The organism is Sphaerisporangium siamense (genome assembly GCF_014205275.1).
Taxonomy (GTDB): domain Bacteria; phylum Actinomycetota; class Actinomycetes; order Streptosporangiales; family Streptosporangiaceae; genus Sphaerisporangium; species Sphaerisporangium siamense.
Genome location: NZ_JACHND010000001.1, coordinates 5,909,635 through 5,935,222 on the forward strand (window position 1 = coordinate 5,909,635; position 25,588 = coordinate 5,935,222).

Sequence of the window (25,588 nt, forward strand, 5' to 3'; positions counted from 1 at the left end):
ATGGGCGGGCTCCTGGAGACGGCCACGGGCCTGGTGGACCAGCGGCTGCTGCGCACCACGTGGGCGCCGGTGCTGGCCTTCGCCGGCGCCCTGCTGGCCCTGGCCGCCACCGGGGCGGGCTGGGCCCGGTCGTGGGCGTGGTGGGGCGGCCTGCCGGCCGACGTGCGCGCGCTGTCGGTGGCCGCGCTGGCCGCCGTGACGATCCTGCTCGCCCAGATCCTGGCCTCGGCGCGGGCCCGGCTGATGCGGCTGTACGAGGGGTACTGGGAGGGGCTGCCCTTCGGGGCGGCACTGGCCGGGCGGGGACGGGCCCGGCACGCGCGCCTCCAGGGGGAGCGGCGCGGCGCGGCGGACTACCCGCTGTCGCCGGCCCGCGTGATGCCCACCCGGGTCGGCAACATCCTGCGCGCGGCCGAGGAGCACGCCCGCCGCTACGGCATCGACGCGGTCACCGCCTGGCCCCGCCTGTACGTGGTGCTGCCCGAATCGTTCGTCCAGGCGTTCACCGCGGCGGCGGTGAACGTGGAGACGATGGTCGCCATCAGCGTCCTCGGCGCGGCGTTCGCGCTGGCAGGCGGGGTTCTGGCGCTGGCGTTGCTGCCGTGGTACGCGGTGGCGCTGTGCGTGTGGACGGGGGCGGCGGTCGCCTGGCTCGGCTACCGGGGCCTGGCCCGCACCGCACTGCCCTACGCCGAACTGATCCGCACGGCCTTCGACGTCCACCGCTGGCGTCTACTGGAGGCCATGGGCCTGGAACGCCCCTGCGACTTCGAGGCCGAACTGCGCCAGTGGGGACTGCTGGACAAACTATGGCGCCGCGGCGCCATCGACTCCGGCACCTCCCTGCACATGGGCTACCCCCAGCCATCGACCCCCGCCGAAGACCCCGCCCGGCCCCACCCCGCACACCAGGACCCCCCGCCCGCCCGCCAAGCCTCATCCCGTCCTCCCGCTCCCGCCGGCGTCGCCGGGGAATCTCCCCTCGCTCACCCGGTACGCCACGGGGATGGGCCTGATCCCCAAGGCCCCTCCGGGCCGCCCGCGCCTACCGGCGTCGCGGGGGAACCTCAGCTGGCTCACCCTGCGCGCCGCGATGACCCGTCCGATGTGCGAGACCCTGCTCGGCGGCACGTTGCCGCCGGTGTCACCGAGCAGACCCGTCCCGTTCGCCGGGTGCGCCGCGAGGACGTGCCGGACGCTCGCGGCCTCTCGGGGGCGCCGCCGGTCCCGGTGACGCCCCCTGCCGTGCCGGCGTCCGGCGAACCCCCGGTCGAGACAGCGGCACGGGCCGTGCCGGTGGAAGGGGGCACTCCTCCGGGGCCTTCCCTGGAGCCGTCTCCGGCGGGTTCCGGGGACGGCGCGGTGCGGGGGGCGTCGGTGACCGGGACGGTCACGGTGGCGGGGACGGACCGCGCGCGGGGCGGGGTGCGGGGGTGGTGGCGGGCGGCGTCGGTGCCGGTGGTCGCCGGGAGCGTCGTCGCGGCCACCGGGGTGGTGGCGGCCGTGCTGGCGCTGGCGCGGCCGGACGCGTCCGAGCCGGCGGCCACCCGGACGCTTCCGGCCTACCACGTGCTGACGGCCGCCGACCTGGCGCCCGCCGACGCGGCCCTGACCGGCCGCTACACCCTGCGCCCGCTGAAGGACCGCGAGGCCGCCGACCCCGAAGCCCTCGGCCCCAGGCTGCCCGCCGGGGCCCTGACCGGCCGTGCGGTCACGACGCTTTCCGCCCAGCCGGGCGCGGGCGCGCTGTTCGCGCGGGGCTCCCGCGTCGCGCTGGTGGCCACGCCGGGCAAGGGGGCGCAGGTCACCGCCCGCGACGTGCTCGTGCTCGACCACGGGCCCGGCGACCGGCTGGTGGTGGCCATCCTCCCGGCCGACCTGGCCCGCCTGCTGGCCGCCCGCGCCGCGATCTGGGCCTGGTCGGCCCCGGCCTGACCATCAGGCCACTGCTCTGACGTCAAGAAATCGGTCCGACGCCGGGACGCCCCGTCCGACGCCGGGACGCCCGGCCTGATGTCGAGACGCCCCGTCTGATGTCGAGACGCCCCGTCTGACCGTCCGGATACCTGCCGGCCGAGCAGGTCCCCGCGCCACGGGAGCCGAGCGCGCGAGGCCGGACGAGGTATGCCGACCGCGGGAACCTGCGGTGCGCGCCGGGACGACGGCGCGGTGGCGACATGGGCGAGGGTCCGCCGGTATGACCCGATAGAGCGTCCCGGGGTCACTCGGAGGCGGCGGTCAGACCGTCCAGCAGCCGCAGCGCCTCCTCCGAGGGGCTGCCGGGGCCGCCCCCAGTTGCTGTGCCGGGGCGCTGTTGACGGTCAGCGTCCCCGGCAGGGGTCAGAGCAGGGCGAGCTGGCGGTCGGCCAGGCGGCTGGGGCTCCAGGCGGCGCGGCGGGCGCCGATGCCGTACAGGCGCGCCAGCTCGGCCACCCGGGCGACGACGCGGCGCCGGTAGTCCTCCCCGGCCGGCGGCCCGCCGGCGTACAGCTCCTCGTACCGGGGGACCAGGCGGGGATGCTCCTCGGCCAGCCACCGCAGGTACCACTCGCGGGCGCCGGGCGGCAGGTGCAGCACCATGGGGGTGAGGCTGACGGCGCCCGCCTCGGCCACGCGGCGCACCACGGCCCGCAGCTGATCCTCCGAATCGGTCAGGCACGGCAGGATCGGCCCCATCAGCACCCCGCACGGCACGCCCCGCTCGCCGAGCTCCGCGCACAGCTCCAGCCGCTTTTGCGCGCTGGGGGCGGCGGGTTCGACGGCGCGGCGCAGCCGGTCGTCCACGAAGCCGATCGACACCCGCACCTCGACCTCGGCGACCTGGGCGGCCTCGGCCAGCAGCTCGGCGTCCCGCAGCACCAGCGCGCTCTTGGTCATCACGCGCAAGGGGTTGCCGGCGTCGCGCAGCGCGGCCACGATGCCGGGCATCAGCTGGTAGACCTCCTCGGCCTCCTGGTAGCAGTCGCCGTTGAAGCCGATGCCCACCGGCTCGCCCGCCCAGCGCGGCGCGGCCAGTTCGGCGCGCAGCCGCCGGGCGGCGTCGGTCTTCACCACGATCGCCGAGCCGAAGTCGCGTTCGCCGTCCAGGCCGAGCTGGCGGTGGCCGCCGCGGGCGGCGCAGTACAGGCAGGCGTGGGCGCAGCCGCGGTAGGGGCTGACCGCCCAGGACACTCCGAGGCCGGCGGTCTCGGGCACCCGTTCGATGATCGTGCGCGCCGGCACCTCGTAGAAGGTCGTGGACCCGGCGGCACGGCGCACCGCCCGCCGTTCGATCCGCGGACGCGCCGCGGGGGTGTCCTCGACGAGGGGAAGGGCGTCGAAACGCATGCCCAATAGTGGAACACGCATTCGATACCCGTGGCAAGCGGACCCGCGACCCCGGCCTGCCGCCGTCACATCCCCGCCCCCCTGCCGGGGCGGGCTCTGGCTGGTCCGCCGCCCGCTTGAAAGCGCACCTCATGACCGATGCGCGAACTTCGTGTAGTGGTACGGATGTGCCGGTAGCCGGAGCCGGCCTGACCATGGGAGGCCGGGGCCATGACCTGGGTGCTGCTCGCCGCCGCGATCGTCTCTGAGGTGCTCGCGACCACGGCGCTGAAGCTGAGCGACGGTTTCGCCCACAAGGGCTGGGCGGTCGTGGTGGTGATCGGCTACCTGGCCTCCTTCGCCCTGCTGGGCCGGGCGCTGAAGCTGCAGATGGAGATCGGCGTGGCGTACGCGGTGTGGTCGGGGGCGGGAACGGCGGCCATCGCCGCGATCGGAGCACTGTTCCTCGGCGAGACGCTCACCCTGCCCAAGGTGGGCGGAATCGTACTGATCATCGCCGGCGTCGTCCTGGTGAACCTGACAGGCTCCCATTGACCCCTCCCGCCCCGCCGAACCCCGTCCCTCGCGGCCCCGGCCGTCCCTGAGCTCCCGTTCCGGCGGAATCGCCCATCCCGAGGAAGCCGCCTATCGCCGGGACCCGGGGCCGCGGGCTGTTCGTGCGGACGGGGCCCGGTCCGCCTGTCCGGCACGCCGCCGGTCGGCCTTGGAATGGAACAGGCGGCCGAGGCCTGTCTCCACGCCGCGGGGAGGCCCCACAACCTCCTGCACATCTCCTGCGCCTCTCGCGTACCTCCCCCCGGCCATCGCGCCCAGTCCGCAGAGCGGCCGGGTGCGCGCCCTGGCGGCGCGCGAGCCTGTGGCCGTTCTCACGCTGCCCGGGTGGGGTGTCACCCGGGGACGAAGCAGTCTTTTCATATGCAGACACCCCATACCTGCCTTTTCATTGGCGTCACCCGCGCCGGCCACGGCACTGCATTCCGCGTCAGCTGGTTTCGTTGTTTATGGGACGGCGTCGGTGGCCATTTATTGCCGACCGATTCACCACTTCGTCGTGCCGCTCGTTCATCCCGCTCGGCCTGTCGGAACGTGACGGCCGGCGCGTGTGTTGACGAAGGGGGAATGGCGGCACCTGCAAATTGAAGCGTGCACAAAATATGCGGATGCAAAAGTTGATATATCAACTTCTGTGTGTGATTCTTGGGCGGTGACTCCGTTCCGATCCGTGGTCGCCTACGCCGGGCAGGAGGTCAGCGCCTTCGGCTTGGGTGTGATCAGTAAGGTCTTCGCCGACCGGACCCGCCTCGGCTTACCCTCGTTCTCCTTCCAGGTGTGCACCGACGAGCCGGGTCCGGTACGCACCGATCTCGGGCTGCGGCTGGAGGTTCCGCACGGGCTGGAGCTGATGGCCGGCGCCGACCTGGTGGTGCTGCTGCCCAACGAGCGGCGCCCGCCGGCGCCGTCGCGCCAGGTGGTGGCGGCCGTGCGCGCCGCCCACCGGGCCGGGGCGATCCTGGCGGGCTTCAGCACCGGCTCCTACCTGCTGGCGGCCACCGGCCTGCTGGACGGCCGCCGCGCCACCACGCACTGGAGCCTGGCCGGCGACCTCGCGGCCCGCTACCCGCACGTCACGGTCGTGCCCGAGGCCCTGTACGTCGACGAGGGCCGCCTGGTGACCGGCGCCGGGGACGCCGCGGGGATCGACATGTGCCTGCACCTGCTGCGCCGCGAGCACGGCGGGGCGGTGGCCGACGCGATCGCCCGCGAGACCGTGGCCGCCCCGCACCGCGACGGCGGCCAGGCCCGGTACATCCCCGCGCCGGTGCCGGCGGCGGGCGAGGACGAGCGGCTGACCGAGGTGCTGGAATGGGTGCGCGTCAACCTGAGCAAGCCGCTGTCGGTGAACGAACTGGCGGCCCAGGCGCTGATGAGCCCGCGCACCTTCGCCCGCCGTTTCAAGGCCGCCACCGGCACCACCCCGCAGGCGTGGATACGCGGCCAGCGGCTGCTGGTGGCCGAGGAACTGCTGGAGACCACCGACCTGCGGATCGAGGAGATCGCCCGGGACGTCGGGTTCGGCTCGGTCACCGTGCTGCGCGAGCAGATCGTCAAACGGCGCGGGGTCTCCCCGCGCGCCTACCGCCGCACGTTCAGCCGCCGGTGACCCCCCGCGCCCCCGATTCCCGCGCGCACCGCGGTGACCTACGCTGTCGCCGGTGACGATTCTTCATCTGGCGCTGGCCGATGACTGGACGGCCGCGGTCGAGGCGGGGGAGTACCGCGTGTCCACCCTCGGGCGGACGCTGGCGCAGGAGGGGTTCATCCACGCCTGCGCCGACCTGGAACAGCTTCGCGCAGTGGCCGGGCGCTACTACGGCCAGGTGTCCGGCCCGCTGGTGGTGCTGGCCATCGACGAGGGGCGGCTGGACTGCCCCGTGGTCCTGGAGGTGCCCGCCGGAGCGGGCGAGGCCTTCCCCCACATCTACGGGCCGCTGCCGGTGAGCGCCGTCATCCAGGTGACCCCCTTCACCCGCTGACCCCAGCCCCTCCCGGCCATCAGACCATGAGCGTGCGCTGCAGGCGGCGGGCGGCGAACAGCAGGCCCGCCGCCATCATGACGAGCAGATACAGGACGTGCGGCAGCAGGCCCCAGCCGGCCTCTCCGATGGCCGGGCCGCGCACCAGCTCGACCGCGTGGTACAGCGGGGTGAGCTGAACCAGGACCTGCAACGCGGCGGGGTAGTCGGTGACGGGGGAGAAGGTGCCCGAGAACAGGAACAGGGCGAACTGGCCGGTGGACATCAGGTCGAAGTCCTGCCAGCCGCGCATCAGCGTGCTGACGGCCATGCCGAGCGCGCCGAAGGCCAGCCCCACCAGCACCGTGGCGGGGAAGGCGGCCAGCGCGCCGAGGGGGGAGGTCAGCCCGAGCGCCACCATGACCACCAGGAACAGCGCGGTGTAGACCGAGCCGCGCACCATGGCCCAGCCGAGCTCCCCGAGGGCGACCTCCACGGGCCGCACCGGCGTGGCGAGCACGGCCTCGAAGGTCTTCATGTACTTCATCTTGAAGAAGAAGTTGTAGGTGGTCTCGGCCAGGGCGCCGGACATGGCGGACACCGCGAGCATGGCGGGGGCGACGAAGGTGGCGTAGTCGAGGCTGCGCCCGCCCACGGGCAGCTCGCCCACCAGGGCGCCGACCCCCACCCCGATCGACAGCAGGTACAACAGCGGCTCGAAGAAGCCCGACACCAGCACCAGCCAGTACGCCGGGCCCGAGCGCAGCGCCCCGAGGTTGCGGCCGAGCACCGCGCCGACCCGGCCGGGGGAGATCCGGGCGGCGATCCACGTGGTCACCATGTGTTCTCAGTCCTGGAGTCGTCGGCCGAAGGCGTGCAGGGCCCAGGCCAGGCCCGCCGCGGTGAACGCCAGCAGGTAGCCGAGGTGGGCGGCGACCGGCCAGGGCGGGGCGGCGCCGAGGGTGGCGGCGCGGTTCAGCTCCACGCCGTGCCACAGCGGGGACAGGTAGGCCAGCGGCCGCACCAGGCCGGGAAGCCGGTCGACGGGGAAGAACACCCCGGAGAACAGCGTGGCGGGGATCATCACGAAGCGGAACAGCAGCGCGAAGTAGCTGTCGTGGTCGATGGAGGCGGCGAAGGCCATGGTGGGTGCGGCCGCCGCCAGCGCCACCAGCCCGCACACCAGCGGGGTGACCAGCGCCCACGGCGAGTGCAGCGTGCCGAACAGGGCGGTGACGCCGAGGAAGACCACCACGGCGATCTGGACGCGGATCAGGATGTACAGCAGGTGGCCGCAGACCATGTCGCCGACCTCGACGGGGGTGGCGCGCATGGCGTGGAAGCCGCGCGTCCACTTGAAGTCGCCCAGGATGGGGTAGGTGCACTCGCCGACGGCCATCTGGAAGGCGGTGGAGGCCATGACCCCCGGGACGATCCACGCCAGGTAGGACACCCCGCCGACCTGGCCGATGTGGCCGCCGACCCCGATGCCGATGCTGATGAGGAACAGCACCGGCAGCACGAAGGACCCGAACAGCGAGGCCCGCCACAGCCGGCGGTACAAGGTGAGCCCGCGCTCCAGCACGGCCAACGTGGAGCGGACGCTGAGACCAAGGGCAGGCGCGGCCATCGGTCAGTCCACCAGGGTGCGGCCGGTGAGGTGCAGGAAGACGTCCTCCAGCGTGGAGCGGCGCACCAGCACGCTGGAGGGGGTCAGGCCGCGGCGGTGCACCTCGGCGGTGGCGGCGTCCCCGTCCTGGACGTACACCAGCAGCCGGTCGGGCAGCGGGTCGACGCGGCCGACGCCGACGAGCTTGCCGGCCAGGTCGGCGGGGTGTTCGTCGCCGAAGCGCAGCTCGACCACCTCGGGGGTGGAGTAGGTGGTGATCAGCTCGCGGGGGGAGCCCTCGGCGACGATGCGGCCGCCGTCCATGACCACCAGCCGGTCGCACAGCTGCTCGGCCTCGTCCATGTAGTGGGTGGTGAGCACCAGGGTGGTGCCGCGGCGCTTGAGCTGGAACAGCCGCTCCCACAGCAGGTGACGCGCCTGGGGGTCCAGGCCGGTGGTGGGCTCGTCCAGCAGCACCAGGTCGGGCTCGTTGACCATGGCCCGGGCGATGGTGAGCCGCCGCTTCATGCCACCCGACAGCGGCTCGACCTTGCTGCCGGCGCGGTCGGACAGCTGCACGAACTCCAGCAGCTCGTCGGCGCGGCGGCGCGCCTCGGCGCGCGGGATGCCGAAGTAGCGGGCGTAGGTGAGCAGGTTCTCGCGGACGTTGAGATCGACGTCGAGGTTGTCCAGCTGCGGGCACACCCCGAGCCGGGCCCGGATGCGGGGGCCGTCGCGCACCGGGTCCATGCCGAGGATGCGCAGCTCACCGGCCGTGGGCATGGACACGCAGCCGATCATGCGCATCGTGGAGGACTTACCGGCGCCGTTGGGGCCGAGGAAGCCGAACGCCTCCCCGGGGGCGACCGCCAGGTCGATGCCGTCCACCGCGGTGAAGTCGCCGAAGCGTTTGACCAGGCCACGCGCGTGGATGAGAGGTTGCTCGGACACGGAGGAAAACCCTAGCCAACAGGTCCGACATTTTCCCAGTGGGTTTGCCCCCGGCCCGCCCGCCGCCGGGGTGGCGGCCACGCCCACCCGGGGCCCGCCAGGGGCCGGGCGGACTCTTCGGGGGGCGGGCGGGCCGTCCGGTCTCCTGATTCCCGCACCGCCGCACGGCGTGACAGCGGCGGCCAAGGGGCCCCGCCCGGCCCCGGCTCCGGCCCCGCGGAGCGGCTAGGGGGGATCAGCCTGCTCACCGCCGCGCCGGGTCGTGAAGTGCCGGGCAGGCATAACCGCGCGCGAGTGGGAACGCTCGTAGACATGAGCGAGCTGGAACGCATCGACGCCTACTGGCGTGCGGCCAACTACCTGTCGGCCGGCCAGATCTACCTGCTGGACAACCCGCTGCTGCGCGAGCCTTTGCGCCCGGAGCACATCAAACCGCGGCTGCTCGGCCACTGGGGTACCACGCCGGGCCTGAACTTCTGCCTGGCCCACCTGGACCGGATCATCACCGAACGCGACCAGGACATGATCTTCGTGTGCGGGCCGGGGCACGGCGGCCCCGCGGTGGTGGCCAACGCCTGGCTGGAGGGCACCTACTCGCAGGTGTACCCCGACGTCTCCCAGGACGCCGAGGGCATGCGGCGGCTGTTCCGCCAGTTCTCCTTCCCCGGCGGCATCCCCAGCCACGCCGCCCCCGAGACGCCCGGGTCGATCAACGAGGGCGGCGAGCTCGGCTACTCCCTGGCCCACGCCTTCGGCGCCGCCTTCGACAACCCCGATCTGGTGGTGGCGTGCGTGATCGGGGACGGCGAGGCCGAGACCGGCCCCCTCGCCACAAGCTGGCACTCCAACAAGTTCCTCAACGCGGCGCGGGACGGCGCGGTGCTGCCCATCCTGCACCTCAACGGCTACAAGATCGCCAACCCGACGGTGCTGGCCCGCATCCCGCAACCCGAGCTGCTGCGCCTCATGGAAGGCTACGGCTACCGCCCGCACGTGGTCGCCGGCGAGGACCCCGCCGAGGTCCACGCGCTCATGGCCGCCACCCTGGACACGGTGTTCGACCAGATCGCCGAGGTCAAAGCGGGCTCCTGCGAACGGTGGCCCATGATCGTGCTGCGCACCCCCAAGGGGTGGACCGGGCCGCGCGAGGTGGACGGCCTGCCCGTGGAGGGCACCTGGCGCTCCCACCAGGTCCCGCTGTCGGCCGTCCGCGACAACCCCGAGCACCTGGCCGCCCTGCGGGCCTGGATGCTCTCCTACCGCCCCGAAGAACTGTTCGACGAGCGGGGCCGCCCGGTCCCGCCGGTACGGCAGGTGGCGCCGCGCGGGAACCGCCGCATGAGCGCCAACCCCCACGCCAACGGCGGCGAACTGCTGCGCCCGCTGCGCCTGCCCGACTTCCGCGACTACGCCACCGACGTCAAGGCCCCGGCCGCCGCCACCAGCGAACCCACCCGCGTCCTCGGCGGCTTCCTGCGCGAGGTGGTCGCCGCCAACCCCGAGACCTTCCGCCTGATGGGCCCCGACGAGATCGCCTCCAACCGGCTGTCGGCGGTGTTCGAGGTCACCGGCCGCGCCTGGGACGCCGGCCGCCTGCCCACCGACGAGGCCCTCTCACCCGAGGGCCGCGCCATGGAGGTGCTCAGCGAGCACCTGTGCCAGGGCTGGCTGGAGGGCTACCTGCTCACCGGCCGCCACGGCCTGTTCACCTCCTACGAGGCGTTCATCCACATCGTCGACTCGATGTTCAACCAGCACGCCAAATGGCTGGAGTCCTCCCGCAAGATCCCCTGGCGCCGCCCGGTCGCCTCGCTGAACTACCTGCTGTCCTCCCACGTGTGGCGTCAGGACCACAACGGCTTCAGCCACCAGGACCCCGGCTTCCTGGACGTGGTGGTCAACAAGAAGTCCACCGTGGTGCGGGTCTACCTGCCCCCGGACGCCAACTGCCTGCTGTCGGTGGCCGACCACTGCCTGCGCTCACGCGACTACGTCAACGTCGTCATCGCCGGCAAGCAGCCCGTGCTGGACCTGATGACCATGCCCGAGGCCGTCGCCCACTGCGCCCGGGGCCTCGGCGTGCTGCCGTGGGCCTGCACCGACGACGGCACCGAACCCGACGTGGTGCTGGCCTGCGCCGGCGACGTGCCCACCCTGGAGACCCTGGCCGCCGCCGCCCTGCTGCGCGAGCACCTGCCCGAGCTGAAGGTCCGCCTGATCAACGTGGTGGACCTGATGCGCCTGCAGCCGCCCAGCGAGCACCCCCACGGCATGTCCGACGCCGAGTACGACGCCCTGTTCACCACCACCCGCCCGGTCATCTTCAACTTCCACGGCTACCCGTGGCTCATCCACCGCCTCACCTACCGGCGCACCGGCCACGCCAACCTGCACGTGCGCGGCTACAAGGAGGAGGGCACCACCACCACCCCCTTCGACATGGCCATGCTCAACGACATCGACCGCTACCACCTGGTCATGGACGTCATCGACCGCGTGCCGGGCCTGGGGGAGCGCTGCGCGCTGCTGCGCCAGCGGATGGTGGACGCGCGCCTGGCCGCCCGCGCCCACACCCGCGAGCACGGCGAGGACCCGCCGCGGATCCGCGACTGGACCTGGCCCTACTGAGAACCCGGGCCGCGAGCGGGGCGGGGTCAGCCGCCGCTGCCGTAGGGCCGGGTGATGATCTCCAGGGCGTGCCCGTCGGGGTCGTCGAAGTACACCCCGCGCCCGCCGTCGTTGTGGTTGATCTCCCCGGGGCCGTGATGCAGGGGCCCGGCCCAGTAGGGCAGCCCGGCCGCGCGGACCCGGCCGAAGATCTCGTCGAACTCCCGCTCGCTCACCAGGAACGCGTAATGCTGGGGGACGATCGTGTCGGTGAGGGAGTCGGCGTAGTCCAGCGTCACCGCGTTGGAGGTCTGCACCGGCAGGAACGGCCCGTACGGCGGCCCCACCTCAAGACCCATGATGCGCGCCAGGAACTCCGCCGAGGCGCGCTTGTCGCGTGAGTGGACGATGGTGTGGTTGAGCTGCACGGACACGGCCACGAGCCCCTTCTGCGGCGCGCCCGCGCCCCCGGCGCGGGCCCGGGAACGGCGCGCGCGGGCGCCCCGTCCCCTTCGATGTGCTCTCCCTTCCGACTATAACCGCGCCGCCCGGGGGAGGGGCGGGCTAGATCTCCCGGCGCCCGCCGGCCTCGGCGGGCAGCCGCTGCAGCAGGTTGGCCAGGTCGTCGGCGTGGTCCTCCTCATCGGCCAGCAGCACCTCGAACAGCCGCCGGGTGGTGGGATCGCCGTCGCCCAGCCACTGGGCGATCTCGGTGTAGGAGGCGATGGCCACCCGCTCGGCGACCAGATCCTCCTTGATCATCTCGATGAGGTCCAGCGAGCCGTCGTAGTGGGTGTGCGCCCGGGTGCTCAGCCGCGCCGGGTCGAAGTCCGGCTCGCCGCCGAGCTGGGAGATACGGTCGGCCAGCAGGTCGGCGTGCCGCTGCTCGTCGGCGGCGTGCTCGGCGAACTCCGCCGCGACCGGCTCGGCGTGGATCCCGGTGGCGGTGTAGTAGTGCCGCTTGTAGCGCAGGACGCACACGATCTCGGTGGCCAGCGCCTCGTTGCACACCTGCACCACCCGGGGCAGGTCGGCGCCGTAGGCCTGGGTGACCGGGCCCTTGTCCATCTCGGCCCGGGCACGGTCGCGCAGGGTCTGGATGTCGGTGAGAAACTCCGCCATGCCGTCGGTGTACCCAAGCCGGACGCCGGAAATGCGCGGAATTGTCCGACTTCGGTCAGGCGCGGCGCGCCACCAGCGTGATCAACGGCTGCACCAGCCGCGCCGCCAACGGCCCGAACGCCGCCAGAATCAGCACATACCCCGCCGCCAGCGGCCCCAGATCCGGATGCGCCCCCGCCGCCACCGCCAGCCCCGCGATCACGATGTTGAACTCCCCGCGCGGAATCAACGCGATACCCGCCCGCGCCTGCCCCGCACGCGCCACCCCCGCGCGCCGCGCCGCGTACGCCCCCGTCGCCAGCTTGGTCACCATGCTCACCACCGCCAGCACCGCCGCGATCCCCGCCATCGGCAGGATCGACCCCGGATCGGTCTGCAACCCGAAGAACACGAAGAACACCGCCGCGAACAGATCACGCAGCGGCATCAGCAACGCCCGCGCCTCATGGGCCAGCTCACCCGACAGCGCGATCCCCACCAGGAAGGCCCCCACCGCCGCCGAGACCTGCAACTGCTGGGCCACCCCGGCCACCGCCAGCGCCAGCCCCACCACCTTCAGCAGCAGCACCTCCGAATTCGGGCTGGCCACGAACGCCTCGATGAACCGCCCGAACCGCAACGCCGCCACCAGCACCACGCTGACCGCCCCGAGCGCGATCGCCACCGTCACCGCCCCGCCCGCCAGGCTCACCCCCGCCAGGATCGCCGTCAGGATCGGCAGGTACATCGCCATCGTCAGGTCCTCGAACACCAGCAGCGACAGCACCACCGGCGTCTCCCGGTTGCCGATCCACCCCAGATCCGACAGCACCTTGGCCGTGATCCCCGAGGACGTCGCGTAGGTCACCCCCGCCATCGCCACCGCCGCCACCGGACCCCACCCGAGCAGCAACGCCACCACCGCCCCGGGCGCGGCGTTCAGCACCAGATCCACCAGCCCGCCGCGCGCGTTGCCCCGCAGGCTCGCCACCAGCTCATCGGCGTTGTACTCAAGACCGAGGGTCAAAAGCAGCAGCACCACCCCGAGCTCGGCGCCCACCGCCACGAAATCCTCGCTGGTGGCCAGCGGCAGGATCCCGCCCTTGCCGAACGCCAGCCCCGCCAGCAGGTACAACGGGATGGGGGAGATGCCCGCGCGCAGGGCGAGCGCCCCGAGCACGCCAAGAGCCAGAACGATGCCACCGAGTTCGATGAAGATTGTCGCAGTGTGCACGCCGGCTATCCGCGCACCAGGATGTCGGCGACCGCGGCCGTGCTCTCCGGACTGCCCACCACGACCACCACGTCCCCCGCCGCCAGACCGAAGTCGGGGGAGGGGCTGGCGTGCACCTGACCGGCGCGCACCACCGCCACGATCGAGGCGCCGGTCCTGGTCCGCGCCCGGGCCTGCCCCATCGGCCGCCCCGCGTACGGGGACCCCTCGCCGATCGGCAGCTGCACGCTCACCAGTCCCTCCACCTCACGGTGCAGGTCGTTGAGCCGCTGCACGATGCGCGGCGCGCCGAGCAACTCGGCCAGCGCGTCGGCCTCCTCGTCGTTGAGCTTGACCGTCTCACACGCACGGTCGGGATCGTGCCGGTCGTACACCACCACGTCCCGGCGGCCGGTGCGGTGGGACACCACCGCGATCCTGCGCCCGGACTGGGTGGTGAACTCGTGTTTCAGCCCGATCCCCGGCAGCGCGGTCTGCTCGATCTCCACCGGGACACGCCCCCTGCCGTCCGAATCTGCCCACGACCGCCCCGCATGACGGATAAATGGTCATATTCAGGGCGAATGTTTGTGAGGCTAGCACGTCCCCGCCTACACCACCGCCCCCAACCCCAGGACCAGCACCAGCCCCGCCACCGAGATCACCGACTCCATCACCGACCAGGTCCGCACCGTCTGCCCGACACTCACCCCCAAATACTCCTTCACCAACCAAAACCCCGCATCGTTCACATGAGAGAAGAACAACGACCCCGCACCCACCGCCAGCACCACCAACGACGTCTGCGCCGACCCCAGCCCCACCACCAACGGCGCCACGATCCCCGAAGCCGTCACCGTCGCCACCGTCGCCGACCCCGTCACCAACCGGATCGACACCGCCACCAACCAGGCCAGCACCACCACCGGCACCCCGCCCTCACGCGCCCACCCCGCCACCAGCGTCCCGATCCCGCTGTCCACCAGCGTCTGCTTGAACCCCCCACCCGCCGCCACGATCAACAACACCCCCGCCACCGGCCCCAGCGACCGCTCCAGACACCCCGCGATCCCCGCCCGGTCCAACCCCGCGCCCACCCCCAGCGTGAACACCGCCACCAGCACCGCGACCAGCAACGCCACCAACGGCGTCCCGGCGAAGTCCAGCACCACCCGCGCCGGCGCCCCCTGCGCCAGCGCCAGATCGGCCACCGCCTTACCCATCATCAACACCACCGGCAGCAGCACCGTCGCCAGCGTCACCACCAGCGACGGCCGCCGCACACCCTCCACCGCACCGACCCCGCCCCGCCGCGAAGCCGCCTCGGCCCCTCCGGACCCGGCGTCGCCGTCACGCCCCTGCGGACCACCGCCACCACCCGCGGCCGCGGCACCCGGGCCGTCCGCCCGCGCCCCGGCACCCTGAGCCGACCGCACCCGCGACCGGTCCACCTCAGCGCCCACCTCAGCGTCCACTTCCGGGGCCATCACCGGCACCCACCGCGCCGCGTACCGCGACAGCACCGGACCGGCCAGCACCACCACCGGCACCGCCACCACGACCCCAAGCCCCAGCGTCACCCCCAGATCCGCCTTCAACGCGTCCACCGCCACCAACGGCCCCGGATGCGGCGGCACCAGCCCATGCATCGCCGACAACCCCGCCAGCGCCGGAAGACCCACCCGCACCAGCGGCAGACCCGTCCGCCGCGCCACCAGGAACACCACCGGCATCAGCAGCACTAGGCCGATCTCGAAGAACATCGGCAGCCCGATCAGCGCCCCCACCCCGGCCATCGCCCACGGCAACGACCGCCTCCCCGGACGCGCCACGATCGCCGACACGATCGTCTCGGCCCCACCCGACCCCGCCAGCAACCCCCCGAACATCGCCCCGAGCGCGATCAGCGTCCCCACCCCGGCCGCGGTGTCCCCGAACCCCGAGGAAAAACTCTCGATCACCTTGCCCATCGGCAGCCCCGCCACCGCACCCGCCACCAGCGCCCCCAGCGCCAGGCTCACGAACGCGTGCAACCGCGCCCAGGTGATCGCCACCACGATCAGCACGACCCCGGCCAGCGCCGCCGCCACCAGCCGCCCCCCAGGCCCCGCCACCGGCGCCGCGACGGCCTGCGACACCAGCCCCAACACCCCGGCCTCCTGCCCGCTCACCACGGCCGGCCCGGCCTCCCGCACGAACCCCGCACCGGCGAACACCTCCAGCGGCCCCACGACGCCGCCGCCTCAGCGCTCGCCCCGCCCCGGCCGCCCCCCGCACGGCCCGCCCCGCGCCACCGCCGCCAGATACTCCTCCACCAGCTCCTCCACCCCATGCCCCAGATCCAGCACGACCCCCGGCTCATCGGCCTCCAGCGGCTCCAGCGTCGCCAGCTGCGACTCCACCAGCGACTCCGGCATGAAATGCCCCAGCCGCCCCGCCACCCGGCGCCGCACCTCCCGCGCGTCCCCGTCCAGGTGCACGAAACACACCCCCGGCGCCGCCTCCCGCAACACCTCACGATAGGAACGCTTCAGCGCCGAACAACTGGCCACCGCACCCCCCGCGGCATGCCCGGCCAGCCACGCCCCGATCGCCCGCAGCCACGGCATCCGATCACCGTCATCCAGCGGCACGCCCCGCGACATCTTGGCGATGCCCTCCGCGCTGTGAAAGTCGTCGGCGTCGGCGAACGGCACCCCCAGCCGCCGGCCGAGCGCCACCCCCACCGTCGTCTTCCCCGACCCGCTCACCCCCATGACCACCACCAGCGGCGCAGGACCTCTCCCCGCACCGCCCAGGGGAGCAGCGGACTCACCCCCGGCGGGCCCACCCGACTCCGGCCCGGAACCGCCGGAAGAAACCGAACCCAGGGGAGCGGCGGCGGCATGGCGATCGGCGCGGGTCATCGGCGATCCTCTCCAGCGACGACAAGTTCTCGCACATCATGACCCTGAATCGCCGCATTACTCCCAAATGATCAGGTCTTTCCGCCGGACAGATCACCCCACCGGGAACACCGCCTCCACCACGGTGCCACCCCCCTCCCCACCACGGACCGAACACCTGCCCCCCACCTCGGCCGCCCGCTCCCGCATCGTCGACAACCCCGAACCCGACCCCGACACCACCCCGACCCCCACCCCGTCGTCGGACACCACCACCCGCAGCCCACCCGCCCGCTCCAGCACCACCCTCACGACCCTCGCCCCCGAATGACGCCGGGCATTGGTCAACGCCTCCTGCACGATCCGGTACGCCGCCACCTCCACCACCGGCGGCAACCCCTCCAGACTCCCCACCACCGTGACCGCCACCTCCGGCGCCAGCATCCGGATCGACCGCTCCAGCCCCACCGCCTCCAGCGTGCCCGGCCGCAACCCCTGCACCAGCTCCCGCATCTCCCCGTTCACACTCTCCAACCCCACCCGCAGATCAGAAAGCAGCCGATACGCCACATCAGGGGAGTGCCCCAACGACCGCCGCGCCGCCTCCAGCGCGATCGCCATCCCCGTCAACCGGCTACCCAGCCCATCATGCAGATCCCGATGCAGCCGCCGCCGCTCCTCCTCCCGCGCCACCGCCGCCCGCTCCCACGACCGCCGCAGATCACCGGCCATTCGCAACGCATGCGCCGCATCCGCCACGATCGGCACCAGAACCGCCAGCATCCGCCGCTCATACGCCCGAGGGAAACGCCGCGCCCCCGGCGGCCCCAGAAGCAACGTCCCGGCCGGCTCGCCATGCCACACCAGAGGAATCCCACGCGGATCCTCCCCGAGCTCACCCACCACGACACGCTCCCCGCCCTGAACCGCAGCCCCCCGCACCGCAAGCCCGCCCGCCACCGCCCGCACCGCCGCCTCCAGCGCCTGCGCCGGACCCGCGTACTGGATCTGCCGCCGCAACGCCTCGGCATGCGCCCGCGGATCCCCGCTCCTGCCGTACAACAGCCGATCGAGCAGACGCTGCAGACGCCGCTGCACCGGCAGAAACGACAACCCCGCCACGATCGCCGCCGCCACCCCGAACAACTCCCCGTAATCAGCCAGGAAAAGCCCGGCCAGCGCACCGGCCGCCAGATACGCCGCGGCCACGCACCCCACCAGCGCGCCCCCCACCACCGCCCGGCTCACCAGCGTGTCGATCGCATACAACCGGTAACGCAGCACGGCCACCGCCACCGCCACCGGCACGGCCGCCTCCCCGACGGTGTCCAGCCACAGATACTCCCAGCCGAGGATCTCGGTGAACTCCAGGTTGTCGAACGCGACCACCGGGGCCAGCCAGGCGATCTGCCGCCGCACCTCCGGACCCGCACGCCAGAACCGCAGGCACAGCACCAGCAGGCTCACCCACAGCAATGGCCCGCACACCACCGCCGACACCTGAGAGAAGCCCGCCCACGGCCCCGCCGACTCGTGCGCCCGCGCGATCGCCACCCCCAGCAGCAGCACCTGCCACACGATCACCACCAGATAGACCCACCGCCACCGGGGCCGCAGCAACCCCGCGTCCGGATGCGCCAACGGAAGCATCAACGCCGCACACATGGTGATCGCGCTACGAAAGCACACAAGCCAGTACAACGACGGCGGAAGCGGCACCGCACCCCGCCCGAACACCTCATGCAACGAAATCGCCAGCGCCACCCAGCCATTGGCCGCCCCCACCAGCAACAACAACCACCCGGCGATCAACCACGGCCGGCGCAGCGCGATCAACACACCCAGCGGCGTACTGAGCAGCGCCTGCACCCGCGCGGTGTCACCCACACCCGGCGGCCGGGGATTCACCGCGACCTCGATCACCACATGCGCGCCCAACGCCGCCAGACCGAGCACACCCAGCGACACCGCCACGACCCGCGGCACCCAGCCCGCTTTCCACCTCATTGATCCCCCCAAGAGGGGATTGTGAGGCCAGCTCAGGTCTGTCAGCAAACTCTGACGACCAGGTCAGACCCCCAGTGACGATCCTCCCCACCCGGCACGGCGACGCCCACAGGCCAGGGGAGGGGCCATCGGCCGAAGCACCGCAGGCGGCGACGTGCGTGCTCCCGTCCGCACCGCCGAGCAGACACCCGCGACCGGCGGGCACCGGAGCACGACGGCGTGACGGCGTGAGCATCTCCGGGGGACCCGTGCGGGGGATTCAGCGATTTCCAGCGGCTTTGCGGGCCGACGAACCCCTTTCGCCGAACCTTTCCTATACCTAACAGAATTGAGCTTCTGTCTGGTATGGGACATCGGTACGCATAAGCACCGGCCGGACATCCCCATGAAGCACGTGCCGATCCGGCTACGACCGCTGCACGGCGGACCGCGCGGTCGGCGCGGGACGGACAGACTCGGGGGACGTATCCACAGCGGCTCCCGGCCATGATCGTCGCCCGACGATATGACGATATTCGGACATCCGCAGCGCGCGGGCGTAGCCAGGGGAGAAGTCCGAGGGGCCGCACGAACGGGCGGGGTTACACGGGCGGGGTTACGCCGAACACGTCGCCTGGTACCGCAGGCTGTACGACGCCGACGGCACGCCATTCACATCGGCGTCATCTCGAGGACCTGCCTCATGGAACTCCGGCGAACACACGGTCGTGTGACGCCCGGTGGCACACGCAGGCAGTCATGGCCGGCGCCGAGCTGTCGGCGGGTCGTTGCGTCGTCGTGACGCCCGCGAGCGCCACAGACCGGCCGTACGCAAACGCCACGCGGCCGCGCTGATCCTGTGGCGTGTCCGCCCACGGCCGCGCGGTGGCTCGGTCCGCGTGTGGAGGTCGTCACGATGGCGATCATGGCGTGCGCCAGGCAGATCTCCACAGGCGTGGGTGTTATCGCGGCCGATGGTGGGAGGTGTGCGGCCCCTGTCGGGGCCCCGCTCACCTGCATGTGATGCATAATCGCACTTATGCATCACATGCAGGACGCCTCCCCTCGCCGCTGAGAACCCCCTCGAATCCGGCTGGGGCGACGGCATGCAGGATTGCCGTTTCGCGGCGGACGGATCGCTGGGCCGCTCCATCGTCCGGTGCGGGGACCCGTGCGGCGCCAAACCGCCCGCACGAACGTGACGTTGCCGCGACGCCTACGCTGGCCGAGCCCCTCTCGCGTGCCCGAGCTTGTATGCCGGTCGTCGACCACGCCGGGGCGCGACCGTCGGTGAGGTGTTCGGCTTCTTCCGTCTCGGGGCGGAGTCGAGGCGTGATGCGCCGCATGAGCGCCACCCCGAGGCCGTGCTCTCCGGCGCGTAACGGCGGCGAGCTGCGCCTGCCCGACTTCGGGACCACGTCGCCGTGGTTTCAGGCCCCGGCTGCCACCGGCGGGCCCAGCGGGTGTCCGTATCCCGCGCCCTCCTCCTCTGCGATCTTCTCCTCCTCTCCCCCGGGCTGTCGTTCTGGCTGGCCGGTGTGATGGAGCGTGCCAATCCGGGTGAGGTCAGGGCTGGTGGGGGCCGGTTCGGGTGGGATGGGTTTTAGGCCTTGTAACGGGTCGGGGACAAAAGCTACGATCTCGGCAACTCTTAGGAAACTTTCCTAAAAGAAAGCGTGGCTGACACGCGCGCCCAAATCCCCCCAGGCCGAGGACTCCCATGCGCCCCAAACGAAATCCCATCGTCCTGCTCGCCACCCTCGTGCTCAGCACGGCGGCCGTGTCCCTCACGCCCGGGGCCGCCACCGCGGCCGCCCCCACCGCCATCGTCGCCAAGGCCTCCTCGACGGTGGCCGCCGCTGCCGCCGCCTGGGCGCCGAACACCGCGTACACCGCCGGCACGATCGTGAGTTACAACGGCAAGGACTACCGGTGCGTGCAGGCCCACACGTCGCTGAACGGGTGGGAGCCGCCGAACGTACCGGCGCTGTGGGCCCCGGCGGGCGACAGCGGAACCGACACCACCGCGCCGTCGGTCCCCGGCAACGTGCGCGTCACCGCCACCGGCTCCGACAGCGTGACGCTGGCCTGGAACGCCTCGACCGACAACGTCGGCGTGACCGGTTACGAGGTCTACCGGGGCACCACCCTGGTGACCACCGCGACCGGCACCACCTACACCGACTCCGGTCTCACCGCCCAGACCACCTACAGCTACACGATCCGCGCCCGTGACGCCGCAGGCAACCGCTCGGCCGCCAGCACCGCGGTCTCGGCGACCACCACCGGCGGCAACACCGGAACGCCCGGTCAGCCCGGCACCGTGACCGCGACCCCCGGCGCCTCCTCCATCGCCCTGTCCTGGGGCGCCTCCACGGGCACCGTGACCGGCTACCGCGTCTACGAGGGCACCACCGTACGCGCGACCGTCACCGGCACGACCGCCACCATCAGCTCCCTGGGCACCTGCGAGACCCACACCTACACGGTCAAGGCCTACAACGCCCAGGGCGAGTCCGCGGCCAGCGCCCCGGTGACCGCCTCCACCACCGGCTGCACCACCATCCCCGGCAAGCCCGGCAAGCCGACCGCGACCACCACCGACAACTCGATCACCCTGTCGTGGGGCGCCTCCACCACCGGCACCGTGAGCGGCTACCGCGTCTACGAGGGCAGCACGATCCGCACCTCCACCACCGGCGCCACCACCGCGACCATCAGCTCGCTCGGCACCTGCGAGACCCACACCTACACGGTCAAGGCCTACAACGCCCAGAGCGAGTCCCCCGCCAGCGACGCCGTCACCGCCACCACCACCGGGTGCACCACCGGCGGCCAGCTGCCCAAGCACTTCCTCACCGGCTACTGGCACAACTTCGTCAACCCCGCCGTGGAGATGAAGCTCGGCGCCACCCCCAACGAGTACGACCTGATCGCCGTCGCCTTCGCCGAGGCCACCTCCACCCCCGGCCAGCTGTCCTTCCAGCTCGACCCCGCTCTGGCCACCGCCGTCGGCGGCTACACCGAGGCCGAGTTCAAGGCCGACATCCAGTCCCTGCACGCCCGCGGCAAGAAGGTCATCCTCTCGGTCGGCGGCGAGGCCGGCCGCGTCCAGGTCGGCAGCTCCTCCGCCGCCACCGCCTTCGCCGACAGCGCCTGGGCCCTCATGCAGAGCTACGGCTTCGACGGCGTCGACATCGACCTGGAGAACGGCCTCAACGCCACCTACATGGCCGACGCCCTGCGCAAACTCCGCGCCAAGGCCGGCGCCGACCTGATCATCACGATGGCCCCGCAGACCATCGACATGCAGTCCACCGGGATGACCTACTTCCAGCTCGCCCTGGCCATCAAGGACATCCTCACCGTCGTGCACACCCAGTTCTACAACTCCGGGTCCATGCTCGGCTGTGACCAGGCCCAGGCCTACTCCCAGGGCACCGTCAACTTCATGACCGCCCTGGCCTGCATCCAGCTGGAGAACGGCCTGCGCCCCGACCAGGTCGCCCTCGGCCTGCCCGCCGGACCCGGCGCCGCCGGCGGCGGCATCGTCTCCCCCGCCCTGGTGAACCAGGCCCTGGACTGCCTGGCCAAGAAGACCAACTGCGGCACCTTCGTCCCGCCGCGCACCTACCCCGGCATCCGTGGCGCCATGACCTGGTCGATCAACTGGGACGCCTCCAACAACTGGAACTTCTCCCGCACGATCAAGCCCCACCTGGCGACCCTGCCGTAACCACCTCCTCACCGCACAGACCAGAGGCCGCACCCCAACTCCCCCCGGGGTGCGGCCTCGCCATGTCCGGCGGCCACGCACGTGGCCAGACCGAATACCGTCCGCACTCCCGGGTGCCGCACGTCCGCCCCGCTCTCGGCGGCATCGCCGGCCTCGGGTTCGAGCCCGGCGAACCGGTACGGCGCCGTACCCGACAGCCGCCGGGCCAGCGCCCCCCAGGCGGCCACGGTGCCGTCGTGACAGGTACGCTCGCCACGGCCCCCGCAGTACCGCACGCCGCTGTGACCAGGAGGAACGCCACGCAACGATCCCCTCTGTCACGGCTGGCACTGCCGTCGTGGAGGAGGGCTTTTTTGTCCTTTCTTGTTTGTAGTTCAACAACCCACGTCCTTTACAACGTAGATCTATAAAGCGATTGGGGTGGCGGGGGTTCCGCCCTGGGTTCCGCCCCTTCAAGCGGTGCCGCCGCGCGGCCGCTATCAAAGCGACGTCCTGCGCACGCCTGTCGGCCGATGTGCCCGCGTCGCCGGTGCCCCACAGTGGCGGGCATGCCTCATCCCGCCATCCGCGCATGGACGACGATCCCCGCCCTCCCCCGCCGCGGCATCTGGTTCCCCGGCCGGCTCATCGGCGGCTCGGCTCTGGTTCTCGGTCCTCTGGCCTGGACGGTCGCGCTGCTGCTGCGCCACCTGGCCCTGTACGCCGGTCCCTTCACCTCCACCCAGCTGACCTGGTTCGACCGCCAGGAGTTCGCCGCCCCCTCGCAGCTGGCCGCCTACCAGGCCAATCCCGTCCCGGCTCTGGCCGGGCAGGCCTGCTTCGTCGCCGGAGCCCTGCTGCTGTGCCTGGCCTACATCACCCTGGCCCGGCTCATCGCGCCGCGATGTCCTCACCTGGCCGCCTGGGGTGGCACACTCACCGTCCTTGGCCTGTTCGCCCGCCTGTACTTCGCCGGTGTCGACCAGACCGCCTTCCCGGGTCGTGGTCATATCCGGCCGGAAATTCCCGCTAAGCGGTTGCCGCGCTGGCTTTGAAGAGGCTGGCCTGGTGTAAGACGTGGTCCGTACGCTGACGTTGAGCACCACGCAGCGTCTTCCCAGAACTCAAGGACGGTTCCTGATGGGACAGCGCCTGGCAGACCGCGTCGTCGCCTCGCCCGAGCGTCGTGGCGAGGTGATGTTGCACCGATTGTCGGGGGCGACCGAGTTCGCGTGCCGCCGCTGTGGCGCGCGGCAGAGCAGCCGGTGGGGGGCCGTGCTCGCCGACGATTAGGCCAAGCTGCTGTGCAAGGGCTGTTTCCTGGCGCTGCCCGGGCCAAGCGTGCCGGGCTCGGACGGGACGTGAGTCGCGGGTGGCATCGCCCCGTTCAGCGCGGCGCGTCGCGGACGGTCCAGCCGTGTTTGGTGATGAGTCTGGTCAGAGCGTTTCGGAGCTGGTTGATGCGTTCTTGGGCGCCGGGACCTTGGATGCCGATGGTGAGGGCGGATGCCGCCGTAGTGGGCGTGCAGGACGCGGGCGGTGTCGGCGGCCATCCGGGCGGCTCCCCGTATGGTCGGCGGCAGGCTCTCGTTGTCCGGCAGCGGGGCGAGCGCGTCCTGCAGGACCGCCGCGAGGGTGATCATCGCCGCGGCGATGATGTCGACGTCGTCGGGGCTGGCGCCGAGCAGTTCCGCCTCGCCGCTGCGCGCCAGTGCGGCCAGGTCGGCGCCGCGGGTGCCCTGGGCGTAGCGGCGCCGTAGCTGCTCGCCGAGCACCTCGGTCAGCAGGGTGACGGCGCGCTCACAGTAATCGTCGCCCACGGCGAAGGCATCGCGGCGCGGGATCGCGTACTGGTCGAGCAGGCCGCTGACGAAACCGGCGAGCACGAAGCCGCGGCAGGCGTGCGCGAGGGTGACCGGGGCGAGCCGGTCGCCGGACTGGGTGGCGGCGCTGATGTCGGCGGCGAGCATCGTCAGGCGGGCGGCCAGGGGCTCGGCGCTCGCTGGGTGGCGCCGGGCCAGGAGCGGCGCGCGTCCAGCCAGTCGGTCAGGGGCCGGCGCAGCTGGGGGTGGATGGGCACCTCGCGGATCTTGCCGCCCTTGCCGTAGACGATCAGCAGGGCCTTGCGGGCCGACAGGCGCACGTCGGGCACGTCCAGGGCGACGGCGTCGCCGATGCGCAGCCCGGCGTAGAAGGGCAGCAGGGTCAGGGCGCGGTCGCGGGGGTGCGGCCAGTCCTCGATGGCGCGCAGCCAGCGGATCTGGGCCGGAGCGTTCATCGCCTTGGGCGCTGTCTTGGGGATGTCCTCGCGGCCGACGTCGGCCTTGCCCAGGCCGCGCCGGACGTGGAAGTCGTCCAGGGCGGCCAGGGCGTTGTTGACGTAGCGCACCGAGCGTTTGGGGTCGGCCTCGCGCAGCAGGTAGTGGCGGTAGTCGCGCACCGCCCAGTCGCGGGCGCGGCGGTCGGTGAGCGGATCACCGTTCCTGGTGGCGGGCCGTTCGGCGAGCCAGGCCAGGTACATCCGCACTCGGGAGGCGTAGGTGCGGCGGGTGTCGGCGGCCAGCGGCACCTGCTCCAGCGCGGTGATGTAGTCGGCGAGCGTCTGCTGGTAGGCGGCGGGCAGCGGGGTAGGGCGGGCGCCGTGCCGCTTCGGCTGGGCCGCGCCTGCTGCCGGCTCCGTGTTCTCGGAAGTTGTTCCGGGGGGTTGTGACCTGGGCGGGACCGGATTCTCGGAAGTCACCACCGGAGTGTTCTTCCGAGAAGCGTCGTTCTCAGAAGTTCGTGCGAGCAGGCCGCTCACTGTTCTCGGCGGTGTGCTGGAGCCAGGCGTGGATGGTCTGAACGGACTCGGGGGTCAGGTCTCTGTCGTGCGCGTCGGCCGGGTGGATCCAGCGGCAGGCGGTGTGCTCGCCGGACAGGGTGACGGTGCGGTCGGGTGTGCGGCGAAGCCGGCCTTGACCGGCTCCCCCGTCCGTGCGTATTTTCTTTACGTGCCAGTTCCGTTTCGTAAATGAGGAGTGGGTGTGTCAGGGGCGGGTGAGGCTTCGCCGATGCGGGGCCGGCCACGTGACAGCGGCCGTGACGTCGCCATACTCGACGCGACGCTGTGCTTGCTGGCCGAAGTCGGGTACGACCAGCTGTCCATCGAGGCGGTCGCGACCCGGGCCGGGGTCGGTAAGCCGACGGTCTACCGGCGCTACGCCGGCAAGGCCGCGCTGGTGGCCGCGGCGGTCGAGCGCCGCGCGGTGGACACTCCACCGGTCACCTGGTCAGGTGATCTTCGCGAGGTCTTGCTGGAGCTCGTGGGGTGGTTGGCGCGGCAGATCGGTGAACAGGAGGTCGGGCTGCTCGGCGCCCTGTTCGCGGGCATGCGCAGCGACCCGGAGCTCGCCGCGGCCATGCGGCGGATCCTGCGCCGCGATGGGGCGATGATGACCGAACAGCCGTTTCGCGGCGCGACCGAGAGCGGCGAACACCTGGTGCCCGGAGCGGCCGGGCTGTTCGCCGAGATCGCCCCGGCCCTCATCGTTCACCGGCTCATCTTCGCCGGCGAGCCATGCGACCAGCGATTCCTCGTCCACCTCGTCGACGACATCCTCCTGCCCCTGCTACGGCGCCGGTGAGCCGGCGCATCGCCGTCCTCGCCCCCGCGCGGATGGCCGCAGCCCGACCGGCTGTCCC

At 72.2% G+C, this 25,588-nt stretch carries 21 protein-coding genes; 8 read left to right on the top strand and 13 right to left on the bottom strand.

The window, feature by feature from the left end; translation table 11 throughout:
• Complete coding sequence (locus BJ982_RS27235) at positions 1–1,935, top strand: hypothetical protein (RefSeq protein ID WP_184884673.1); 1,935 nt, start codon at positions 1–3, stop codon at positions 1,933–1,935.
• 405 nt (positions 1,936–2,340) lie between these two features.
• Here BJ982_RS27235 and BJ982_RS27240 read toward each other — a convergent pair whose 3' ends face one another.
• Positions 2,341–3,327 carry a radical SAM protein gene (locus BJ982_RS27240; RefSeq protein ID WP_184884675.1) on the bottom strand — a complete coding sequence of 329 codons (987 nt, stop codon included), beginning with the start codon at positions 3,325–3,327 and terminating at the stop codon, positions 2,341–2,343.
• 210 nt (positions 3,328–3,537) lie between these two features.
• Between BJ982_RS27240 and BJ982_RS27245 the strand changes: the two genes are divergently transcribed.
• From BJ982_RS27245 to BJ982_RS27255, 3 genes are all read left to right on the top strand, one after another.
• Positions 3,538–3,861 carry a DMT family transporter gene (locus tag BJ982_RS27245; RefSeq protein ID WP_184884677.1) on the top strand — a complete coding sequence of 108 codons (324 nt, stop codon included), beginning with the start codon at positions 3,538–3,540 and terminating at the stop codon, positions 3,859–3,861.
• A gap of 670 nt (positions 3,862–4,531) precedes the next feature.
• Complete coding sequence (locus BJ982_RS27250) at positions 4,532–5,488, top strand: GlxA family transcriptional regulator (RefSeq protein ID WP_184884679.1); 957 nt, start codon at positions 4,532–4,534, stop codon at positions 5,486–5,488.
• 52 nt (positions 5,489–5,540) lie between these two features.
• Complete coding sequence (locus BJ982_RS27255; protein WP_184884681.1) at positions 5,541–5,861, top strand: DUF952 domain-containing protein; 321 nt, start codon at positions 5,541–5,543, stop codon at positions 5,859–5,861.
• A 19-nt stretch (positions 5,862–5,880) separates the two neighbouring features.
• Here the strand turns inward: BJ982_RS27255 and BJ982_RS27260 are convergent, their stop codons facing one another.
• The 3 genes from BJ982_RS27260 to BJ982_RS27270 are packed head-to-tail and all read right to left on the bottom strand — an operon-like array spanning position 5,881 to position 8,400.
• Positions 5,881–6,681 carry an ABC transporter permease gene (locus BJ982_RS27260; RefSeq protein WP_184884683.1) on the bottom strand — a complete coding sequence of 267 codons (801 nt, stop codon included), beginning with the start codon at positions 6,679–6,681 and terminating at the stop codon, positions 5,881–5,883.
• A 6-nt stretch (positions 6,682–6,687) separates the two neighbouring features.
• Positions 6,688–7,470 carry an ABC transporter permease gene (locus BJ982_RS27265; RefSeq protein WP_184884686.1) on the bottom strand — a complete coding sequence of 261 codons (783 nt, stop codon included), beginning with the start codon at positions 7,468–7,470 and terminating at the stop codon, positions 6,688–6,690.
• A 3-nt stretch (positions 7,471–7,473) separates the two neighbouring features.
• Positions 7,474–8,400, bottom strand: coding sequence for an ABC transporter ATP-binding protein (locus BJ982_RS27270; protein WP_184884688.1), 927 nt, complete (start codon positions 8,398–8,400; stop codon positions 7,474–7,476).
• A gap of 294 nt (positions 8,401–8,694) precedes the next feature.
• Here BJ982_RS27270 and BJ982_RS27275 point away from each other — a divergent pair, with 294 nt between their 5' ends.
• Positions 8,695–11,028 carry a phosphoketolase family protein gene (locus BJ982_RS27275; protein WP_275411656.1) on the top strand — a complete coding sequence of 778 codons (2,334 nt, stop codon included), beginning with the start codon at positions 8,695–8,697 and terminating at the stop codon, positions 11,026–11,028.
• A gap of 26 nt (positions 11,029–11,054) precedes the next feature.
• Here BJ982_RS27275 and BJ982_RS27280 read toward each other — a convergent pair whose 3' ends face one another.
• From BJ982_RS27280 to BJ982_RS40610, 7 genes are all read right to left on the bottom strand, one after another.
• A complete protein-coding gene (locus BJ982_RS27280; protein ID WP_307784613.1) occupies positions 11,055–11,447 on the bottom strand; it encodes a VOC family protein in 393 nt (130 codons plus the stop codon).
• A 124-nt stretch (positions 11,448–11,571) separates the two neighbouring features.
• Positions 11,572–12,129 (bottom strand): ferritin-like domain-containing protein, encoded by a 558-nt coding sequence (locus BJ982_RS27285; RefSeq protein WP_184884692.1) that lies wholly within the window; start codon positions 12,127–12,129, stop codon positions 11,572–11,574.
• A gap of 55 nt (positions 12,130–12,184) precedes the next feature.
• A complete protein-coding gene (locus BJ982_RS27290) occupies positions 12,185–13,342 on the bottom strand; it encodes a cation:proton antiporter (RefSeq protein WP_184884694.1) in 1,158 nt (385 codons plus the stop codon).
• A 5-nt stretch (positions 13,343–13,347) separates the two neighbouring features.
• Entirely contained in the window at positions 13,348–13,830 is a 483-nt protein-coding gene (locus BJ982_RS27295) for a cation:proton antiporter regulatory subunit (RefSeq protein WP_184884696.1), read from the bottom strand.
• Positions 13,831–13,932: 102 nt separating this feature from the next.
• Positions 13,933–15,552, bottom strand: a complete 1,620-nt coding sequence (locus BJ982_RS27300) for a GntP family permease (RefSeq protein ID WP_203958806.1) — start codon at positions 15,550–15,552, stop codon at positions 13,933–13,935.
• 12 nt (positions 15,553–15,564) lie between these two features.
• Positions 15,565–16,077: a gluconokinase gene (locus BJ982_RS27305; protein ID WP_184884698.1), complete on the bottom strand. Its 513-nt coding sequence runs from the start codon at positions 16,075–16,077 to the stop codon at positions 15,565–15,567.
• A 243-nt stretch (positions 16,078–16,320) separates the two neighbouring features.
• Complete coding sequence (locus tag BJ982_RS40610; RefSeq protein ID WP_184884700.1) at positions 16,321–18,180, bottom strand: sensor histidine kinase; 1,860 nt, start codon at positions 18,178–18,180, stop codon at positions 16,321–16,323.
• Positions 18,181–19,912: 1,732 nt separating this feature from the next.
• Here BJ982_RS40610 and BJ982_RS40615 point away from each other — a divergent pair.
• Both BJ982_RS40615 and BJ982_RS27320 read left to right on the top strand, forming a co-directional pair.
• Positions 19,913–21,928, top strand: coding sequence for a fibronectin type III domain-containing protein (locus tag BJ982_RS40615; protein ID WP_184884702.1), 2,016 nt, complete (start codon positions 19,913–19,915; stop codon positions 21,926–21,928).
• A gap of 548 nt (positions 21,929–22,476) precedes the next feature.
• The gene (locus BJ982_RS27320) at positions 22,477–22,962 is read left to right on the top strand and encodes a hypothetical protein (RefSeq protein ID WP_184884704.1); all 486 of its coding nucleotides are present in this window, start codon (positions 22,477–22,479) and stop codon (positions 22,960–22,962) included.
• 234 nt (positions 22,963–23,196) lie between these two features.
• On the opposite strand, the gene BJ982_RS27325 is transcribed toward BJ982_RS27320, so the two are convergent.
• Both BJ982_RS27325 and BJ982_RS40620 read right to left on the bottom strand, forming a co-directional pair.
• Positions 23,197–23,877 carry a hypothetical protein gene (locus BJ982_RS27325; RefSeq protein WP_184884706.1) on the bottom strand — a complete coding sequence of 227 codons (681 nt, stop codon included), beginning with the start codon at positions 23,875–23,877 and terminating at the stop codon, positions 23,197–23,199.
• A 2-nt stretch (positions 23,878–23,879) separates the two neighbouring features.
• Positions 23,880–24,647, bottom strand: a complete 768-nt coding sequence (locus BJ982_RS40620) for a tyrosine-type recombinase/integrase (protein ID WP_184884707.1) — start codon at positions 24,645–24,647, stop codon at positions 23,880–23,882.
• A gap of 310 nt (positions 24,648–24,957) precedes the next feature.
• Between BJ982_RS40620 and BJ982_RS27335 the strand changes: the two genes are divergently transcribed.
• The gene (locus tag BJ982_RS27335) at positions 24,958–25,530 is read left to right on the top strand and encodes a TetR/AcrR family transcriptional regulator (protein WP_184884710.1); all 573 of its coding nucleotides are present in this window, start codon (positions 24,958–24,960) and stop codon (positions 25,528–25,530) included.
• Positions 25,531–25,588: the final 58 nt, after the last annotated feature.

Excerpts from the sequence above, each read along its gene's own strand:
- BJ982_RS27240 (WP_184884675.1), bottom strand. The coding sequence starts at position 3,327 with ATGCGTTTCGACGCCCTTCCCCTCGTCGAGGACACCCCCGCGGCGCGT.
- BJ982_RS27285 (WP_184884692.1), bottom strand. The coding sequence starts at position 12,129 with ATGGCGGAGTTTCTCACCGACATCCAGACCCTGCGCGACCGTGCCCGG.
- BJ982_RS27335 (WP_184884710.1), top strand. The coding sequence starts at position 24,958 with ATGCGGGGCCGGCCACGTGACAGCGGCCGTGACGTCGCCATACTCGAC.
- BJ982_RS27320 (WP_184884704.1), top strand. The coding sequence starts at position 22,477 with ATGCCTCATCCCGCCATCCGCGCATGGACGACGATCCCCGCCCTCCCC.
- BJ982_RS27265 (WP_184884686.1), bottom strand. The coding sequence starts at position 7,470 with ATGGCCGCGCCTGCCCTTGGTCTCAGCGTCCGCTCCACGTTGGCCGTG.
- BJ982_RS27325 (WP_184884706.1), bottom strand. The coding sequence starts at position 23,877 with ATGCTCGCCGCCGACATCAGCGCCGCCACCCAGTCCGGCGACCGGCTC.
- BJ982_RS27235 (WP_184884673.1), top strand. The coding sequence starts at position 1 with ATGGGCGGGCTCCTGGAGACGGCCACGGGCCTGGTGGACCAGCGGCTG.
- BJ982_RS27245 (WP_184884677.1), top strand. The coding sequence starts at position 3,538 with ATGACCTGGGTGCTGCTCGCCGCCGCGATCGTCTCTGAGGTGCTCGCG.
- BJ982_RS27260 (WP_184884683.1), bottom strand. The coding sequence starts at position 6,681 with ATGGTGACCACGTGGATCGCCGCCCGGATCTCCCCCGGCCGGGTCGGC.
- BJ982_RS27305 (WP_184884698.1), bottom strand. The coding sequence starts at position 16,077 with ATGGGGGTGAGCGGGTCGGGGAAGACGACGGTGGGGGTGGCGCTCGGC.
- BJ982_RS40615 (WP_184884702.1), top strand. The coding sequence starts at position 19,913 with ATGCGCCCCAAACGAAATCCCATCGTCCTGCTCGCCACCCTCGTGCTC.